The sequence below is a fragment of the Gemmatimonadaceae bacterium genome (assembly GCA_036496605.1).
In the GTDB taxonomy this organism is placed as follows: Bacteria; Gemmatimonadota; Gemmatimonadetes; order Gemmatimonadales; family Gemmatimonadaceae; genus AG2.
Genome location: DASXKV010000050.1, coordinates 143,985 through 159,724, shown reverse-complemented (window position 1 = coordinate 159,724; position 15,740 = coordinate 143,985). Strand labels below are relative to the sequence as shown.

The following is a 15,740-nucleotide window of genomic DNA, read 5'->3' as shown; positions in this document are numbered from 1 at the left end:
TGAAACAAAATGAACCGGCTCGCGTGATTCGGATACGACGTTCGGCCCTGGAACGTCTATTCTTGCCCGTATGACCTACACACTCTGGCACCGAAAGCAATTGATCGGCGAGACGGATTTCGAGCAGGAGAACGGCGAAAGCGCTCCGCAGCGTGGCGAGCGATGCCACCTGGTCGGAAGCTTTCATCCAACGGCGTATGGCCAGCGCCTGCTCCCCCGGTTATGCGGAATGTTGACCGCGGGTTTCGAGCTCAAGGAAGAACTGGTCCGTCGCGGCTTGCCCGCCGATGACCCGCCGCCTGAGATCGTCGAGCAGCTTTTCGAGACCACGGCCGCGGGGGCGCACATCATAGACATTGGCCGCGTGTTGAGTGAAGTCGAACTGCGCGATCTCGGCGGCGTCACGCTGCAGGTCGCGTCGATGGCCTTCATCGACCTCGGCGAGCTCGCGTCACTCTCGCGCCGGCTCGGTGAGACAGTGGAGTTTGAGGAGGCGCAGTCCGATGAAGCGAAGTTCCTGGTATCCGTGACGCTACGCGACCTCTCCCCGGACTGCGTCGGGATGTTACCGCTTCAGTAATGTCATTCGACTGTTCTCGTCAGCTGCCGGCCACGTTCGACGCGCTCTCAATTCGTGATGACGTTAGGCACCTTCCTTTGCTGCAACATCTGATTGAACGCCGTCACATCGCCCGTCGTCACCCTGTCAAACTCCGACCGCACCGCCTTCACCTGCGCATTCAACAACGTCGCCACCTGCCTCTGGCTCTCGGTCGGGCCGTAGTCCGACCCCTCGATCTCCCCCGACAAATACTGCAACTGTTCACTCAATCGCTGCGGCCAGCGCAGATCGTCCTGACCCCGACTCGTTGATCGAGTTTGAAAGAGCTTCCGCTCCACTCCCCGTAGCTTCTGATCCAACGAATCAGCCGCCGCCGCGACCTCCCTTCGTGTTGAATCGCTCGACACCGTCGCTTTGAGCGCAGCGAGCTGCCCGCGCACATTCTCCAACGAATTGATCATCGCCACCGACGCATCGAGATCCGACGCAATCTGCCTCTGCAGCGCCACATTCTCGCCCAACCCCGCGTCTGACGCGTCAAGCTGATTGGGATCGCGCTTCAACACGAGTTGCTGTGACTCGTTCGTCCCCGCAATCCGCACCGTGTAGGTTCCTGGCGGCTCGAGCACGCCAATCCTACCCACTGTCGGCGCATTGCGCCCCTCGAGCGGGACCTTGTACCACTCGGCGTACTCGGGACTTGTCCGGAGCTTCGCCTGCTTCGTCAGATCGCCACGGAAGTTCCACCACACCCGACCGATGCCGGCGTTCTTCGGCGCCTTCATCGTGCGGACGACGCCACCGCTCGCGTCGGCGATCGTGATGGCGATCGAGTCTTTGGTCACGAGCTTCGTGCCCGCGCTGTCGCGCACACTGCTGTCGCTCGCCGTCTTGAGATAGAAATTGATCGGCGTGCCCGCCGGCGGGCTGAATCCAGCCGATGGATCGTAGCTTACCGACATCGGCTGCTCGGTGTCGTGCAGGCGATACGCGACGCGCGGCGCGAAGAGATGAGCATCCTTCGATGTCACCGTCGCGCTCAACGTCTTGAGCGGCGTGATGTCGTCCATGATCCAGAAGCCACGCCCGTACGTCGCCACGACGAGATCGTTGAACTGCGGCTGGATCACGATCCAGTACACCGGCGCGTGCGGCAGATTGTTCTGCAGCGATTGCCAGCTCGCACCGTCGTTGAACGACACGTACAGCCCGTTCTCCGTTCCGAGATATAGCAAGCCGCGCCTAACGGGGTCCTCGCGCACGACGTGCGCGTACGACAGCGGCGACTTCGGGACACCATTCGTGATCAGCTTCCATGTCTTCCCGAAGTCGTTCGTCTTGTAGACCCACGTCTCGCGGTTATTGACCTGGTGCCCGTCGACGGTGAGATACGCGGTGGCGACGTCGTACCGCGACGGCTCGATGTTCGCGATCGTGCCCCAGTTGAGCAAGTTCGGAATGTTGCTTGTAACGTTTGTCCAAGTCGTGCCGCCGTCGCGCGTCACGTGGACGAAGCCGTCGTTCGTGCCCGCCCAGAGGACCTTTGCGTCAATCGGCGACTCTCCAATCGCAAAGACAACTCCCGCGTACTCGACACCAATATTGTCCGGCGTCAGACCACCGGAGATCTTCTGCCTGGATTTGTCGTTCCGCGTCAGGTCCGGCGAGATCTCGGCCCAGTGATTCCCGCCGTCCTTCGTCATGTGCACGTGCTGGCTGCCGATGTAGAGCACATTGTGATCGTGTGACGAGAGCGTCACCGGCGCGGTCCACACGAAGCGGTACTTGAGGCTGTCCGCCGGCCAGCCGATCGTCGAGAGCGGCCAGACCTCGACGGTCTGCACGAGATGCGTCCGCCGATCATAACGAGTGACGATGCCGCCCATCGAGCCCGAGCCCGATGCGCTCGACCAGATCAGATTGCCGTCGACCGTGTCCGGCCACGCCCAACCACTCTCGCCGCCGCCCACGGTGAGCATGTGACCACGCGTGATCGTCGGGAAGGCGACACCGCCAAAGCCGTCGCCGGCGCGCGCGTTGCTCGTCACCATCGCCGAGGGACCGTCCTGCCGGTTGCCGTACACGTTGTAGGGGACCTTGTTGTCGATTTCCACGTGATACATCTGCGCGAGCGGCAGCTGCTCCATATTCCACGACTTGCCACGGTTGACTGAAATCGAAACACCACCGTCGTGGCTCACGATCATGCGATTGCCGTTCGTCGGATCGATCCAGATGTCGTGGTGATCGCCGCCCGGATACTCGGTGAAGGGGGGATCGATGATCGTCGTGCCGCCGTCGAGCGTCTTCGACCAGTTCGAGGCGAGGAAGTACGCCTCGTTAGGGTTATCGGGCGAGACACCCATGCGATTGTAGTAGTGGGTGCGCCCTGCCATCTGCCGATCGCTATTTACCAGCTGCCAGGTATCGCCGGCGTCGTCGGAGCGGAAGAGGCGGCCGCTGTCCGTCGGCTTGCCCTCTGGCGTCGGCACGCCGTCGCCCGTCTCGACCTCGGCGTAGATCCGGTTCGGCATTGCCTTACTGATGCCGAGTCCGATCTTGCCGACTGTCTTGTTAGGCAGACCGCCGGCGAGCCTCTTCCACGTCGTCCCACCATCGGTTGACTTCCAGATCCCGCTCCCGGCACCGCCGCTGAAGCGCCCCCACGTGTGGATCTCGATCTGCCAGAACCCCGCGTACAGGATGCGCGCATTGGTTGGATCCATGACAACATCGCACGCACCAGTCGAGTCGTTGACGAACAAGACGCGATCCCAGTTCTTGCCGCCGTCGCTCGACCGATAGATCCCGCGTTCTGGTTGTGGGCCGTACGCGAACCCTAACGAGGCAGCGTACACGAGATCGGGGTTCGTCGGGTTCACGACGATGCGCGCAATGCGTCCGGTGTTCTCCAATCCCGCGCGCGACCAGGTCTTGCCCGCGTCTGTCGAGCGGAACATGCCCCAGCCCGCGGAGATGTGGCTCCGCGTGAATGGCTCGCCCGTGCCCGCGTAGATGACGTTCGGATCGCTCGGCGCCACCGCAATCGAGCCGACGGAAGACACCGGCTCCTTGTCGAAGATCGGGTCCCAGTGAATCCCGCCATCGGTGGACTTCCATAGCCCGCCCGACGCCGCGCCAGCGTAGTAGGTGTTCGGATCGCCCGCCGCGCCGGCAACGGAGGTGACGCGATTTCCCTCGGGACCAATGTACCGGTACTTGAGTGTTTGATAAACCGCCGTATCAATCTCTGGTGGCTTCACTTCCTTCAGCTCCTGCTTGGGCTTCTGCTGAGCTATGGAACGCGTGGGAGCGAGGCCAGCGGAGAGCAGGACGCAGGCGGCGATCAGGAGTGTGCGCATCGTCGGCACCGGTGAGTCGTTGGAGGGCGGGGAGAACTTACCTCGCATGCCGATGCACCACAAACGGTCGGCGGCGAAGGGCTTCACAAACGACGAACTTCTCGACAAGGTCATACGATGCGTGACCTCTTCGTCGCCAGCGTGGCACTCCTCCTCGCCGCCGCCCCGGCTGCGCGAGCGCAGGACGCCTGCAACGCGCCAGCAAAAGACCCGCTCGTCCAACTCGATATGCCCGGCCGGCCATTCGAGCCCGTCATCTCAGCGGACGGTTGCTGGGTCTTCGTGACGATCACGTCCGGCGGTAATGCGAATGGTGGACAGGTCTCGGTCGTGCGGCGCTCCGGCGGCGCGTTGTCGGTTGCTCGTACGTTTTCGCTCAAGGGCAATCCTACCGGCGCCGTGCTCACCCACGATGGAAAGCTGCTCATCGTCGCCAGTGGCGACTACCTCGCGTTTCTCGACGCGGCTCGCCTCGAATCCGGCGACGCCGATCCCGTGCTCGGCTACATCGGCAACGGGTCGCCGGTGGGATACATCTACGTCAACGTCAGCGCCGACGACCGATATCTGTTCGCGGCGGCCGAAAGTGGTGCGGCGATTCTCGTCGTCGATCTGGAGCAGGTGCGCGCCGGTGGATTCAACACGCGTGGCGGCGTCGCGAAGCTCGATGTCGGCATCGCGCCGATCGCCGTGACGCTCTCCCCCGACGGCCGCTATCTGTACACGACGAGCGAGGTGGCGCTCCCGGCGTGGGGCTGGCCGACCACCTGCCGCCCCGAGAACCCGAACGCGCGACGCAACGCCGCGAATCATCCGCAAGGCGCAATCATCATCTTCGACGTTTCGCAAATACTCAAAGATCCCTCGCACGCGGCCGTGTCGCGGGTCGCCGCCGGCTGCAACCCCGTGCGGCTCGTGCTCTCGCCGCGCGGCGACGTCGCATACGTCAGCGCGCGTGACGACAACGCGCTCGAGGTGTTCGACACGCAGCGCCTCGTCACTGACGGCGGGCACGCGCTCGTCGGCCGCGCCGAGGTTGGCGTTGCTCCCGTTGGCGTCGCGGTGATCGACAGCGGCGCGCGCGTCGTCGTCACGAGCTCGAATCGATTCAGCGGGGGCGCGAACGATCGTCAGCCGCTCACCGTCGTCGATGCGGGGAAGTTGCGCGCGGGCGCGCCATCGGTCGTCGGAACGATCCCCGCGGGCGCTTTCCCGCGCGAGCTCCGCCTAACGGCCGACGGACGCACGCTGTTCGTGACGAACTTTGCGTCACGCTCACTGGAGATGATCGACCTCGGGCGCGCGCCTCTCTCACGGTGAGCCCTTCGTCGTTGACCAGCCTCCCTCCTAGCACGCTGCGAAGGTTTGCCAATGCGCTCGGCGCGATTGCGATTTTGAGTTGGTTCGGTCTGTATCTCGAGATCTTCCGGTACCACCATCTCGTCCTCTCACAGATAGGCCGCGTTGCGTGGCCAAGTGAAACCGCCGGGCCACGGCCGGGCGGCTTTCTGAGAAGCGTCATCGTGTGCTCGATCCTGGCTCCGATTCTGTTCGTCGTGCTTTGGACGGCAACGAGGGTGCGCATGGCTCGATTCGTCGATGCCGTTCCCGCACGTGCGATACTCTCGGCGCCACCGATATCGTTGGCTTCGGGAGTCGCCCTGATTGTGCTCGCCGTCATCAATCAGATAATTCGTCGCCCGCCGATCGTCGTCGACCTTACCTTTCGGACAGGAAACGGCGGGTTCGTAGTTGTGGGATTGGCGCTCGCTATCATCGGCGCGGTCCTTCGATATCGGAAGGTCACCTAACGAGGCACGTGGGTTAGCAATCGCATGGTCCGCATCGCCATCGTCCAGGACGAGCCAGTGCCAATTCTCGCGGACGGTCTCGCTCGCACGCGCGACCGCACGTTGGCGGCGGCCCGCGAGGGGGCGCAGCTCGTGGTCTTTCCGGAGACGTGGCTGCCGGGCTACCCGGTTTGGCTCGACGTCTGCCGCGACGTGGCGCTGTGGGATCATCCGCCGGTCAAGGCAGTCCACGCCCGGATGGCGGCCAACGCCGTCGCCGTTCCGGGCGACGGGGCTGATGCGTTAGGCGCGATCGCTCGCGATGCGGGCGTAACGTTGGTCGTCGGCGTCATCGAACGAGTCGACGCGGGACCTGGCCATGGCACGCTTTACAACGCGGCGTTGACGTTCGGCCCGGATGGCCGGCTGCTCAACCATCATCGGAAGCTCATGCCGACCTACTCCGAGCGCCTGGTGTGGGGCCAGGGGGATGCCGACGGCCTCCAGGCAGTCGACACGCCTAACGGCCGGGTCGGAGCGCTCGTCTGCTGGGAGCATTGGATGCCACTGGCGCGCCAGGCGATGCATGAGAGCGGCGAGGACGTTCATGTGGCCTTGTGGCCGACGGCGCACGAACAGCTGCAGCTCGCCAGCCGCGCGTACGCGTTCGAGGGGCGTTGCTACGTGCTCGTCGCTGGATCGCTCTCGCGGGCGTCGGCGCTGCCGCCCGAGCTCGAGCCGCACCCCGAGATCGTTAGGCGTCCCGATCAGTGGGTGATGCGCGGCGGAAGTGGCGTGATCGGGCCGGATGGGCGCTACATCGTCGAGCCCGTGTACGACGAGCCGCGCACCATCACGGCCGACCTCGATCTTGCTCGGCTCTCCGGCGAGCGCATGGCACTCGATGTTGCGGGGCACTACTCACGCCCTGATCTGCTGCACCTGGACGTGGTCCGGGGACGTCGTCGCTGAGAGGAGGGCGTTCTCGTTACGGATCGTCAATGCGGCCAACGCGGGGCGCTTCTCGTCTGTATTACCGACTACTTGAGCAGCGGATGCAGCAGACAATGACTTTAAAACGCAACGTGATTCGACTCGGGGCAGGCATTCTGCTCATTGCGGTCACTTCAGTGGCGGCCGAGGCGCAGGGTCGCGGCGGCGGAATGGGTGGCGGAGGACGCCACGGCCGTGGTGAGAACGGCGATCAAGCCGCCCGCCATGAGGACGACGCATCAAAGCGGTGGACGCAGCGCTTCGAGGACATGGCGTCGACCAAGGAGGTGCTCAAGGACGTCAGGGTCGAGAAAGCGGCCAATGATTCGATCAAACGAATTGAGAAGACATACAAGGAGAACTTCCGCGGATACGTGAACGCGGCCAAGCAAGTGTTCGACGACGCTCATGCGCAGAGTGAGCCGCCGAACCTGGCCCGGCTCGACACGCTCGTCCAGTATGGCCACGACCTGCAGGACCGGGAGTACGGCGAAGTGCGCCAGTTACTCGCGGCGGACCAGCGCGCTACCTTCGACGCAAACGTCGCGCGACGGCGATCCGGAGAGGAGCAGGCGGTGGAGCATCGTCATCGAAGCCAGTAGCGGGGCGCTGCTCGCGGGGGCCATGCGCGACGAATAGATTGGCCGCGATCAGGAGTACTCATGGCCAAAGACGACAACGTCCAATCTGCATCGAGCGAGCCGAGCCTTCGCGACGAGCTCGAGGGTTTCGTGCGCTCGATTTTCTCCACGACCACCGAGAACAGCGCACCCAGGATGATCCCGCCTCCGCAACCACCCATGCTCGATACCGAGAGACCGCTGCCGAAGTCGAACGAACGGCACGACGTCGCCGAACAGGTCGGCGTGATGCTCAGGGATCTCTTCGAGTCGAAGGATACGTTCGTGATCTCGAACGCCGGTGTGCAGGCGATCATCGATGGTCTGCTACGCCGCTATCGCGCGAACGAATCGGCGATGATGCGCGAGAAGCTGCTCGTCCACTGGAAGCAGGACGTGCCGCGCCTCCGCGCCGCGCTGCTCGAGGCGGCGAAGGACGATCCGCTCGTGCTCGACACGGGGCAGGAGGTGTCGCTCGTGACGACGCAGAAGGCCCAGGCGCTCCTCGACCGCTTCTGCCCGCAGACGCCATATCTGCCGGACACGCGCGGCACGCGCGACGTCCGCTAACGGTCCACGTTAGGCGTCTATTTCGACAGGACGAACCGCAGCTCAACGTCCGCGCCGGCGGGCGTTCTGACGCGCGCCAGACGCTGCGGGCGTGTCTCGCGCAGGCGATGGCGGTGAACGCGCTGGCGACGACGATGCACCGAGCAATTTCACGGACGTGCCCATGACCTCCATCACCAACCGCATCGAGCGCGAGCTCGGCCTCCCCGGAATTGCTTCGCTGCTCGCCGAGCGCCTCGATCCATCCGATTTACAGTCCCTGCTACTGGACGTTTATCGCCGCATCGTTATGCACCGGACGACGCCGAGCCTGCTCGCCGACTTCGACACCAATCGCTTCGTCCGGCCGTCGACGATTCGGCCCGCGGCGTATCTCGAATGGGAGCGTCTGGCGCTTTCGCTGCTGCCCTCCGAGTTCGAGGCGCTCGAGCTCTCGCCTGTTTGTCCGTTGGGCGCGTCGTCGGCGATGGCTGGTCTGGGACAGGACTGGGCGCTGTCGACGATCCGCAACACGGACGTCGTCTCCGATTCGACCAACGTGCTCTCGCTCGAAGCGGCGCGCCGGCGGCGTGAGCTCAGGCGCGCCGACCCGCGCTCTGGCGAGCCTGTTCACCTTGCCGCAAGCCACCGTCTCCTCCGCACCAGACGCTACAGCGATCCACGGCTCTCGCAGCACTTTAGGGTTTTCTCATTGTGCAGCGCGGGCCGGGATCGCGGCAGCTTTCAGTTCGACACGGAGGCGCTGGGGCTGCACGTCAAGTTCTATCTCTCCGCGATTCGTGCCCATCTGGGCGACTCCATTCCACTGCAACTGTCCGTCACTCCGCTGGACTCGGCGACGACATTGAATTCCGCGATCGAGCGATTGTTGGACCGCCTGCGCCGCGCGCTTCCAGGCGTCACGGCGGTCGTCGATCATGATCGAACGGCGGGGCGCGCCTACTATCGTACGCTTTGCTTCTGGATCGTCAGTGAAAGTGAAGGAGCCGAGCCAATTCAACTCGTCGACGGAGGTTGCGTCGATTGGACGCAGCGATTGCTCAGCGACAGCAAGGAGCGGCTCTTCGCGAGCGGGATCGGAACGGACCGCGTGTGCACGATGCGCCGCGCTGCGGAGAGCTAACGCTGAGGCTCCGGCTTCGATGGCCGATCAACCTCGACACGCGGTCCGTGCGATCATCCGGCGAGGACGGCCGTCTTGCCACCGGGCCAACGTCCAAAGAATGCGAAGCCGAGCAACATGCCCCCCAGCCAGCCGACGGTGCCGAAGAAGCCGACGAAGAACATCGTCGCGAGAGCGGCGCCGGCGGCGATCCCGAACGTCTGTGCGCGCTCCGACGTCGGCGCCTCCGCGGCGCGCCTTGCCGTCCCTGGTGCAATCCGCTCGAGCCACGCGGGCGTCGCCTGCTTTGCCGAGACCTTCTGCGCCGAGTCCGCGGCTTGTCTGGCATGTTCCCAGCTTCCCTTCGGAATGAGGCTGGCCGCGACGCCCGCGTAGGCGAGGAGCACCAGTGTGGATGCGCACGCCGCGGCGACCCAGTGACCCATCACCGGCAGCCTCCGGCCGCGGCGTCGCCATACGTACGCCCCGATCGCCATCCCGGCCGGGGCGAGAAGGACGGCGCCTAACGAGAAAATCGCGCCGATGATGAGAACCACGAGCGCGCCGAGGAAGGCGAAGCCGCGAGCGACGGCCCCCGCTTCGGATTCGTCGGAAATGGCTACGGAATTGGGCTGAACGGTTTCCATGAAGGATGACGACTCGCGTGAAGCGTGAGGCGGGGCTTTCTTGACAACTCGTTCAAGGCGATTCACGGTTACGATGGGACGACGTGAGTTTTTCCGCAACCGGGGAAGGGGAGGCTGCCATGATGCGCTTTCCACGCTGGATGCTGCTCATGCCCATCGCGCTCGTCGCGGCTCGCGGCGGCGCGCAGACGGTCCCCGAGCTCAAGTTCGAGGACCCACCCAACTTCTATCGAAGCGCCATCTACCCGCCCGCGGATTTCTCCTCGCGCGAAGTGAACGCATCGCTTCAGGTCTACCCCTTCCGCGCATTCACCGGAAATATCCAGCAGGCGTTTTCGCGCACGCTCTTTCGCGAGTTCATCGATCCCCGCTACGTGGAGTCCAATGTCGCGCCGGGCGCCAGGATCGACGCGGTTGCGATTCCCGGCGCGCGCATGGCGCTGCGCGTGCGGTTCAACGAAGTCGTCGTCGGCCTTGCGCGCGAGCGAATGCGGATGGTGATCGTGGGCGAGAACAATGCGATCGCGATCGTCGACGCGCAGGCGATCAGCGCGGTGAGCTGGCAGCGAGTTTTGCAACCACTCAACACCTTCGCGTCAAGTTTGCGCGTGGTCGCCGGTACGCCCGAGCCGGTGTACGACGCGCCGCCTCCCGGCGTGGGCCGCGCGATCGCGGGGCTCTACATGGGATTCGCGCGCAAGTACATGACCGACCTGCAGCGCGGTCCCGCGTACGGCTACTACACGAATGCACTGCTGTATTACCTGCTCTCGGCCGACGGTCGCGTTTATCGCCATTACGACGAGCTCAAAGTGCCAGGCAACGACCCGTCGCGATTCGATTTTGCTGGCGCGCGGCGCGCCGATCCCATGAATTCCGGCGTGTACGCCGTGCACGGGGATTCGATCTACATGAAGCTTGGCACCCCGGATCGCCCGGAAGCGATTGCCACGTCCTTGCCGAACGGCGGTTCCATTCAGATCGGCACGGTGAGCTTCAAGAGACAATAAACTCGCCGAGGATGGTTCGTCGCCGGGCACGCAACCTGGTTGCGAGTGAGCGGCCCACGGTAGCATGTTCGTGGCCTCTCCATCCCTCAAGGCCGACCGATGAAGCGAGTGTTGACGATGGTATCATTGACGGTGCTTGCCGGCGCCGCGCGGGCGCAGACTACACCGGCCGTGACCCTCGCGCGTCTCGACTGCGGCAACAACACCGCCCCCACCGACGTCGGCGGCCGGATGTCCGACACGTATGCGTTCAGCGGCCTCAAGGTGCAACTCACCTTCAGCTGCTACCTCGTCAGGCATGGCGACGATTACATGGTGTGGGACACGGGAAATCCTGTCGGCAACACCCCGACTGCTCCCAAGACGAGCCTCGTCGACCTGCTCGGCCAGCTGAAAGTCACACCCGATCAGGTCAAGTACGTCGCCATTAGTCATTACCACGGGGATCATACAGGTCAGGTCAGCGCGTTCCCGCACGCCACGCTGCTCATCGGCAAAGGCGATTGGGATGTTCTCACGGACGGGAAGTCCGCCGCTGCGGCGAATCCGGCGCCATTCGCCAACTGGATCACTGGCGGCGGGAGGGTCGAGCCACTGTCGGGAGACAAGGACGTCTTCGGCGACGGCACCGTCGTCATCCTCAACACGCCCGGCCACACGCCCGGTCACCACAGCCTGCTCGTTAGGCTCAAGGACATGGGCCCGGTGCTCATCACCGGCGACCTCGCGCACTTTCACGAGAACTACGACTCGAACGGCGTGCCAAGCTTCAACACCGATCGCGCCGCGACGCTCGCGTCACTCGATCGCTTCAAGCAGATCGCGAAAAACCTGCACGCCACGGTGATCATTCAGCACGACGCCCGCGATATCGGGAAGCTGCCGGCGTTCCCCGCGTCGGCAAAGTGACCATCTAATCCGCGCGACTCGACTGCTCGTCACTCGTCCTCGTTCACGTACTCGCGAGCACCGGTGCGCGGGTCTTCGTACACGCGCATCAGCTTGCCGGTGGTCGGGTCACGAAACACTTCCTTCGTCGCCCGAAGCCCGGACGCAGAAGTCTTCCCGTGATAGCGCTTGTCGTAAATGACGTAGAGCGCGATGCACACCACCGCCGCGGGAACTGCAAGCAGGAGAGACATCGTCCACGCTCAGTCGGCGGGTGGCGGATCCAACACCACTGCAGTGCCATACGCAACGACTTCCGACATCGTCTGACCCATCTCGGAAGAATCGAAGCGCATCATGACCACGGCATTCGCGCCCATCAGCCGCGCATTCTCGATCATGCGATCGATGGCGTGACGACGCGTGTCCTCGACGAGCCGCGTGTATTCGGTGATTTCGCCGCCAGCGAGGGCTCGGAAGCCAGCCATGACGTTGCCGACCAGGCTGCGGCTGCGCACGACCACGCCGAATACCTGACCAAGGACTCGTTTGACCTGATAGCCTTCCGCGCGTTCTGTCGTCGTTACGAGCATGTGCCTGATGGATTGGTGTGAGTGATTCGCTCACAATGTGGCACACGGCGGGCGCTCCCGGGAGGGCCGGAGGATGCTGGACGCAGAGCGGGCGGCTGGATTGCCGCCCGCTCTGTCCATCAATCGAACCTCGTGGTCAGCTCGTTAGGCCGACGCGAGATACGCTGGCAAGCGCTTCTGCAGCTGTCCCTGCCAACCCTTGCTGTTGCCGGTGAATGCCGGACCGCGCCGCGCGGCCGACAATGCCTCGAAGCCCGATTCGACGACCCGAAGTAGCGTTCCTCCGTTAGGCGCGTCCTCGAGCGTGAACGTCACGAGTGTTCGGGGCTCTGCCGAGTAATCGACCTTCGGGTCGATCGCGTTCGGGTGCCAGCGCCACGCAAAGCGCCGCTCGGCGACCATCTCCTCGATCGCGATGTCGAACACGACGTGCTCATAGCCCGGAATCGTTATGTGTCCGACAACGTGCGCCCCGGGGGCGATTGTCGCGCCTGCGATGTTGACGCCGAACCAGGCGCCCAACTCGTCGGCATTCGTCAGAGCGCGCCACACGCGGGCACGCGGCGTATCGAGCAGAACCTGCTCCTCGATCTGGTCGCTCATGGGAACGGTCATCGTGGTCATGTTTGTACTCTCGGGTGAAGGGTCAGCGGTCACTGGCCAGGTGGCGTTGGAGTGCGGTGAGCCGGCCGCGCCAGAACTTCCGGTAGGGTGCGAGCCACGCGTCGACTTCGGCGAGCGGCTCGGCCCGCAAGCTGTAGACGCGACGCTGAGCATCGATGCGTGCTTCGACGAGTCCCGCGTCGCGTAGCACGCGCAGGTGCTTCGACACGGCGGGCTGCCCGATGTCGAGCGCGTCGACGAGCTCGCCGACGGTGCGCTCCTGCTCTCGCAGAAGGTCGAGCAGCTGCCGGCGATTTGGCTCGGCGAGGACTTCGAAGAGGACGGTGCTCACGTCCATAATATGCCTCATTAGCAATATTGCTGTCAAGGCATATTACAAGAAACAAGTTGGATTTGCGCTCGGCGGTCGAGAGCAGCAACATCCCGTCCTATGATCTCAAACTCGATGCGGACCGCCGCTATCGTCCTCGCCGCACTGATCCTTTCGGTGCACTCCGCTGGCGCGCAGCGCTATACCGATCCGAGCGGGCACCTCCGGGTTGCGCTCGTGAAGCAGCCCTATCTGCCTAACGGAACATCTGTCGGGCCGACGACGATGGCCGACGGCGGCATCCAGCCGCGCCTCGCCGCGGCCGGTGCCACCGTGAGACTGTTTGAGGTGAAGCTCACGGCACAGGAGGACACCGAGTATGGCGGCTGGAAGCGGCTCAGCATGGCGCTCGGACATTTCGCAGACATCGTCGCGGAGAACGAGCGCCAGGGCTGGTTCACCGTTGGACTCGAGGCGACCTGTCCATCGATGCCCGGGCTCGTCGGCGGACTCCAGCACTCCGGCCCAACACGCGATCCGATCAGAGTCGGCATGCTCTGGCTCGACGCGCACCCCGACTTCAACACGCCCGAGACGACGCGCAGCGGGAATCTCGGCGGCATGCCGGTGGCCGTCGCGACGGGCCGCGCGCTCCAACGCATGCGCGTCGAGGCGAAGCTCGATCCGCCACTCGCGGATCGCGATGTCGTCATGGGCGGCGTCCGCCTCACCGATCCGCTCGAGCAGGAGCTACTCGACAAGTCAGTTATCGCGCAACTGAGCGTCGATGATTTGCGCAACATGACACCGGCGGTTTTCGCGCAGCTCGACCGCCTCAGCCGAGCGGTCGACAAGATCTACGTTCACATCGACATGGACGTGCTCGATCCCCGCGAGGTGATGGGTCACGTGAACAAGGTGCCTAACGGTCCATCGAGCGAGCAGCTCGCGCGGCTCTTCGAGCAGATCTTCGCGCGCTATCCGAAGGCGTCCGCGATCGGCTTCGCGACGATCCCCGCCACTGATTCTGGCGGCTTGTCGCTCGCGGCGGTGAATCGGATGATCGAAGGGGCAGTGCGAGGAGTGATGAAGAGACAGGCTAGGCCCTAGCCCCTTCAGAACACGCTTGGAAGAACTCGACATACGATTTGACGGCGCCGTCCATCCCCGCGACCTTCGGATTTGACGACTCGATAACCCAGTACTCGTCAGGCGCGTGCGCGCCATCGCCGTGACCCATGCCGAACTGTCCGGCCGGTAGCTTGAGCGGTGCGCCGGTGAACGTCACGCCCGGCCAGGAGCCGGCGAGACGCGGCCACAGAACCGGCTCGACGCCCGATTTGCGGAATGCTGCTGTCATTGCACTCACCAACTTTGAATCAGCCGGTGTCTCTGTCGGATCGTAGCCGCCGCTCATGTTCACGTCGATGTCGCCGAAGCCGTGCTTGGCGAGGTGTTGCTTCAGCAACTCGAGCGTACCCTTGGCGGTCATGTCGGGCACGAGCCGCATGTCGATCTTCGCGACGGCGCGGTGAGGAAGAATCGTCTTCCCGCCGGGGCCCGTGTAACCACCGACGAGCCCCTCGATGTTGATCGTGGGCTGCGACACGAGCCTAACGAGCGAATCGTGCCAGGACTCGTCCTTGTACCAGTGCTCGACGCCCAACGACTTCTTCGCTGCCGCCTCGTTGCGCTTCGGGATCGCGTCCTCCAGGACGCGTTTCTCCGTCGCCGTGAGTGGCCGCACCTTGTCGAAGAATCCTTCCACGGCCGGTGTGTGGCCGTCGGCGGCGACGAGTGTGTTGAGAGCCTGAACGAGATGCCACGTCGGACTGTCGAGCTGCGCCTCGCGGCTCGAGTGCACGTCGTGCCTCGGGCCGCGTCCCCACTTCTCGCCACTCGACACCAGCTCCAACTCGACGACGCCTTTGGCGCCGAGGTTGATCTGGACGGAGCCGTCGAGGTCCTGGCTCCCGAACGGAATGATGATGCCGAGGCACTTGTGGAGCGCGGCTTCGACTTCGGGTTTGAAGACGATCTGCGAGAAATTCGGTGAACCGATCTCCTCCTCGCCTTCGCAGACGAGGACGATATTCACCGCCGGCTTCTTGCCCGCGGCCTTGAACGCGTGCAGCGCGGCGAGAAACGCGGTCTGCGGCCCTTTCGTGTTCGTCGCGCCGCGTCCGACGATCACTTTGCCGAGTCCTGGTTTGTCGACCAGTCGCCCCTCGAGTGGAGGGGACGACCATTCCGCGGGATCGAACTGCTTGACGTCGTACATGAAATAGATCGCGAGCGACGTCCGCGCGCCGGCATCGAGGGTCGCGAACACGCCGGGCTTCCCGGTCGTCGGCACGACTTCGACGTGCGTGAACCCCGCGTCGCGCGCGAGCTGCGCCATGTACTCGGCGCCTTGCGGATAGCCCCGATTCTCGGCGGCGATCGAGGGCAGCGCGATCCAGTCCTGGAGGATCTTTAGAGTTTTGTCATGCTGGAGCGCGATCTGCGCGATCACGTCGTCTGGCGGGCGGCGCGGTATGCTCAGCGACGGTCTCCAGCCGACGACCAGCGCCGCTGCTGCCGTCACCGCGCCCTGAACGAAGTCTCGCCGCTTGATGTCGTCAGCCGATTCATTCACGTCGCTCATGAGCATCCCTCTGTAGAGGCAG

General features: G+C 64.2%; 17 protein-coding genes. 10 read left to right on the top strand and 7 right to left on the bottom strand.

What is annotated here, in order from left to right; genetic code table 11:
- Nucleotides 1-70: 70 nt before the first annotated feature.
- Nucleotides 71-580 carry a hypothetical protein gene (locus tag VGH98_19325; GenBank protein HEY2378136.1) on the top strand — a complete coding sequence of 170 codons (510 nt, stop codon included), beginning with the start codon at nt 71-73 and terminating at the stop codon, nt 578-580.
- A gap of 47 nt (nt 581-627) precedes the next feature.
- Here the strand turns inward: VGH98_19325 and VGH98_19320 are convergent, their stop codons facing one another.
- Nucleotides 628-3,924, bottom strand: coding sequence for a hypothetical protein (locus tag VGH98_19320; protein ID HEY2378135.1), 3,297 nt, complete (start codon nt 3,922-3,924; stop codon nt 628-630).
- A 117-nt stretch (nt 3,925-4,041) separates the two neighbouring features.
- Here VGH98_19320 and VGH98_19315 point away from each other — a divergent pair, with 117 nt between their 5' ends.
- From VGH98_19315 to VGH98_19290, 6 genes are all read left to right on the top strand, one after another.
- The gene (locus VGH98_19315; protein ID HEY2378134.1) at nt 4,042-5,244 is read left to right on the top strand and encodes a beta-propeller fold lactonase family protein; all 1,203 of its coding nucleotides are present in this window, start codon (nt 4,042-4,044) and stop codon (nt 5,242-5,244) included.
- Between the two features lie 263 nt (nt 5,245-5,507).
- Nucleotides 5,508-5,735, top strand: a complete 228-nt coding sequence (locus VGH98_19310) for a hypothetical protein (GenBank protein ID HEY2378133.1) — start codon at nt 5,508-5,510, stop codon at nt 5,733-5,735.
- Nucleotides 5,736-5,759: 24 nt separating this feature from the next.
- Nucleotides 5,760-6,686, top strand: a complete 927-nt coding sequence (locus VGH98_19305; protein HEY2378132.1) for a carbon-nitrogen hydrolase family protein — start codon at nt 5,760-5,762, stop codon at nt 6,684-6,686.
- A 95-nt stretch (nt 6,687-6,781) separates the two neighbouring features.
- The gene (locus VGH98_19300; GenBank protein ID HEY2378131.1) at nt 6,782-7,309 is read left to right on the top strand and encodes a hypothetical protein; all 528 of its coding nucleotides are present in this window, start codon (nt 6,782-6,784) and stop codon (nt 7,307-7,309) included.
- Nucleotides 7,310-7,369: 60 nt separating this feature from the next.
- Nucleotides 7,370-7,897 carry a hypothetical protein gene (locus tag VGH98_19295; GenBank protein ID HEY2378130.1) on the top strand — a complete coding sequence of 176 codons (528 nt, stop codon included), beginning with the start codon at nt 7,370-7,372 and terminating at the stop codon, nt 7,895-7,897.
- A 163-nt stretch (nt 7,898-8,060) separates the two neighbouring features.
- Entirely contained in the window at nt 8,061-9,020 is a 960-nt protein-coding gene (locus VGH98_19290; protein ID HEY2378129.1) for a hypothetical protein, read from the top strand.
- 53 nt (nt 9,021-9,073) lie between these two features.
- Here VGH98_19290 and VGH98_19285 read toward each other — a convergent pair whose 3' ends face one another.
- Nucleotides 9,074-9,646 (bottom strand): hypothetical protein, encoded by a 573-nt coding sequence (locus VGH98_19285; protein ID HEY2378128.1) that lies wholly within the window; start codon nt 9,644-9,646, stop codon nt 9,074-9,076.
- A gap of 119 nt (nt 9,647-9,765) precedes the next feature.
- Between VGH98_19285 and VGH98_19280 the strand changes: the two genes are divergently transcribed.
- Both VGH98_19280 and VGH98_19275 read left to right on the top strand, forming a co-directional pair.
- Complete coding sequence (locus tag VGH98_19280; protein ID HEY2378127.1) at nt 9,766-10,656, top strand: hypothetical protein; 891 nt, start codon at nt 9,766-9,768, stop codon at nt 10,654-10,656.
- Between the two features lie 99 nt (nt 10,657-10,755).
- Nucleotides 10,756-11,565 (top strand): N-acyl homoserine lactonase family protein, encoded by an 810-nt coding sequence (locus VGH98_19275; GenBank protein ID HEY2378126.1) that lies wholly within the window; start codon nt 10,756-10,758, stop codon nt 11,563-11,565.
- Between the two features lie 29 nt (nt 11,566-11,594).
- On the opposite strand, the gene VGH98_19270 is transcribed toward VGH98_19275, so the two are convergent.
- From VGH98_19270 to VGH98_19255, 4 genes are all read right to left on the bottom strand, one after another.
- A complete protein-coding gene (locus tag VGH98_19270) occupies nt 11,595-11,798 on the bottom strand; it encodes a hypothetical protein (GenBank protein ID HEY2378125.1) in 204 nt (67 codons plus the stop codon).
- Between the two features lie 9 nt (nt 11,799-11,807).
- Nucleotides 11,808-12,137: a YbjQ family protein gene (locus VGH98_19265; GenBank protein HEY2378124.1), complete on the bottom strand. Its 330-nt coding sequence runs from the start codon at nt 12,135-12,137 to the stop codon at nt 11,808-11,810.
- 144 nt (nt 12,138-12,281) lie between these two features.
- Nucleotides 12,282-12,761, bottom strand: coding sequence for an SRPBCC family protein (locus tag VGH98_19260; GenBank protein HEY2378123.1), 480 nt, complete (start codon nt 12,759-12,761; stop codon nt 12,282-12,284).
- A 22-nt stretch (nt 12,762-12,783) separates the two neighbouring features.
- On the bottom strand, nt 12,784-13,092 hold the full coding sequence (locus VGH98_19255) for a metalloregulator ArsR/SmtB family transcription factor (GenBank protein ID HEY2378122.1): 309 nt from the start codon (nt 13,090-13,092) through the stop codon (nt 12,784-12,786).
- A 114-nt stretch (nt 13,093-13,206) separates the two neighbouring features.
- Between VGH98_19255 and VGH98_19250 the strand changes: the two genes are divergently transcribed.
- The gene (locus tag VGH98_19250) at nt 13,207-14,181 is read left to right on the top strand and encodes an arginase family protein (protein ID HEY2378121.1); all 975 of its coding nucleotides are present in this window, start codon (nt 13,207-13,209) and stop codon (nt 14,179-14,181) included.
- On the opposite strand, the gene VGH98_19245 is transcribed toward VGH98_19250, so the two are convergent.
- Nucleotides 14,171-15,718 carry a M20/M25/M40 family metallo-hydrolase gene (locus VGH98_19245; protein ID HEY2378120.1) on the bottom strand — a complete coding sequence of 516 codons (1,548 nt, stop codon included), beginning with the start codon at nt 15,716-15,718 and terminating at the stop codon, nt 14,171-14,173. The two genes, VGH98_19250 and VGH98_19245, sit on opposite strands and share 11 nt — an antisense overlap.
- Between the last annotated feature and the right edge of the window lie 22 nt (nt 15,719-15,740).

Bases quoted from the DNA above. Each gene is read 5' to 3' on its own strand.
- VGH98_19325 (HEY2378136.1), top strand. From the start codon at position 71: ATGACCTACACACTCTGGCACCGAAAGCAATTGATCGGCGAGACGGAT.
- VGH98_19320 (HEY2378135.1), bottom strand. From the start codon at position 3,924: ATGCGCACACTCCTGATCGCCGCCTGCGTCCTGCTCTCCGCTGGCCTC.
- VGH98_19315 (HEY2378134.1), top strand. From the start codon at position 4,042: ATGCGTGACCTCTTCGTCGCCAGCGTGGCACTCCTCCTCGCCGCCGCC.
- VGH98_19310 (HEY2378133.1), top strand. From the start codon at position 5,508: ATGGCTCGATTCGTCGATGCCGTTCCCGCACGTGCGATACTCTCGGCG.
- VGH98_19305 (HEY2378132.1), top strand. From the start codon at position 5,760: ATGGTCCGCATCGCCATCGTCCAGGACGAGCCAGTGCCAATTCTCGCG.
- VGH98_19300 (HEY2378131.1), top strand. From the start codon at position 6,782: ATGACTTTAAAACGCAACGTGATTCGACTCGGGGCAGGCATTCTGCTC.
- VGH98_19295 (HEY2378130.1), top strand. From the start codon at position 7,370: ATGGCCAAAGACGACAACGTCCAATCTGCATCGAGCGAGCCGAGCCTT.
- VGH98_19290 (HEY2378129.1), top strand. From the start codon at position 8,061: ATGACCTCCATCACCAACCGCATCGAGCGCGAGCTCGGCCTCCCCGGA.
- VGH98_19285 (HEY2378128.1), bottom strand. From the start codon at position 9,646: ATGGAAACCGTTCAGCCCAATTCCGTAGCCATTTCCGACGAATCCGAA.
- VGH98_19280 (HEY2378127.1), top strand. From the start codon at position 9,766: ATGATGCGCTTTCCACGCTGGATGCTGCTCATGCCCATCGCGCTCGTC.
- VGH98_19275 (HEY2378126.1), top strand. From the start codon at position 10,756: ATGAAGCGAGTGTTGACGATGGTATCATTGACGGTGCTTGCCGGCGCC.
- VGH98_19270 (HEY2378125.1), bottom strand. From the start codon at position 11,798: ATGTCTCTCCTGCTTGCAGTTCCCGCGGCGGTGGTGTGCATCGCGCTC.
- VGH98_19265 (HEY2378124.1), bottom strand. From the start codon at position 12,137: ATGCTCGTAACGACGACAGAACGCGCGGAAGGCTATCAGGTCAAACGA.
- VGH98_19260 (HEY2378123.1), bottom strand. From the start codon at position 12,761: ATGACCACGATGACCGTTCCCATGAGCGACCAGATCGAGGAGCAGGTT.
- VGH98_19250 (HEY2378121.1), top strand. From the start codon at position 13,207: ATGCGGACCGCCGCTATCGTCCTCGCCGCACTGATCCTTTCGGTGCAC.
- VGH98_19245 (HEY2378120.1), bottom strand. From the start codon at position 15,718: ATGAGCGACGTGAATGAATCGGCTGACGACATCAAGCGGCGAGACTTC.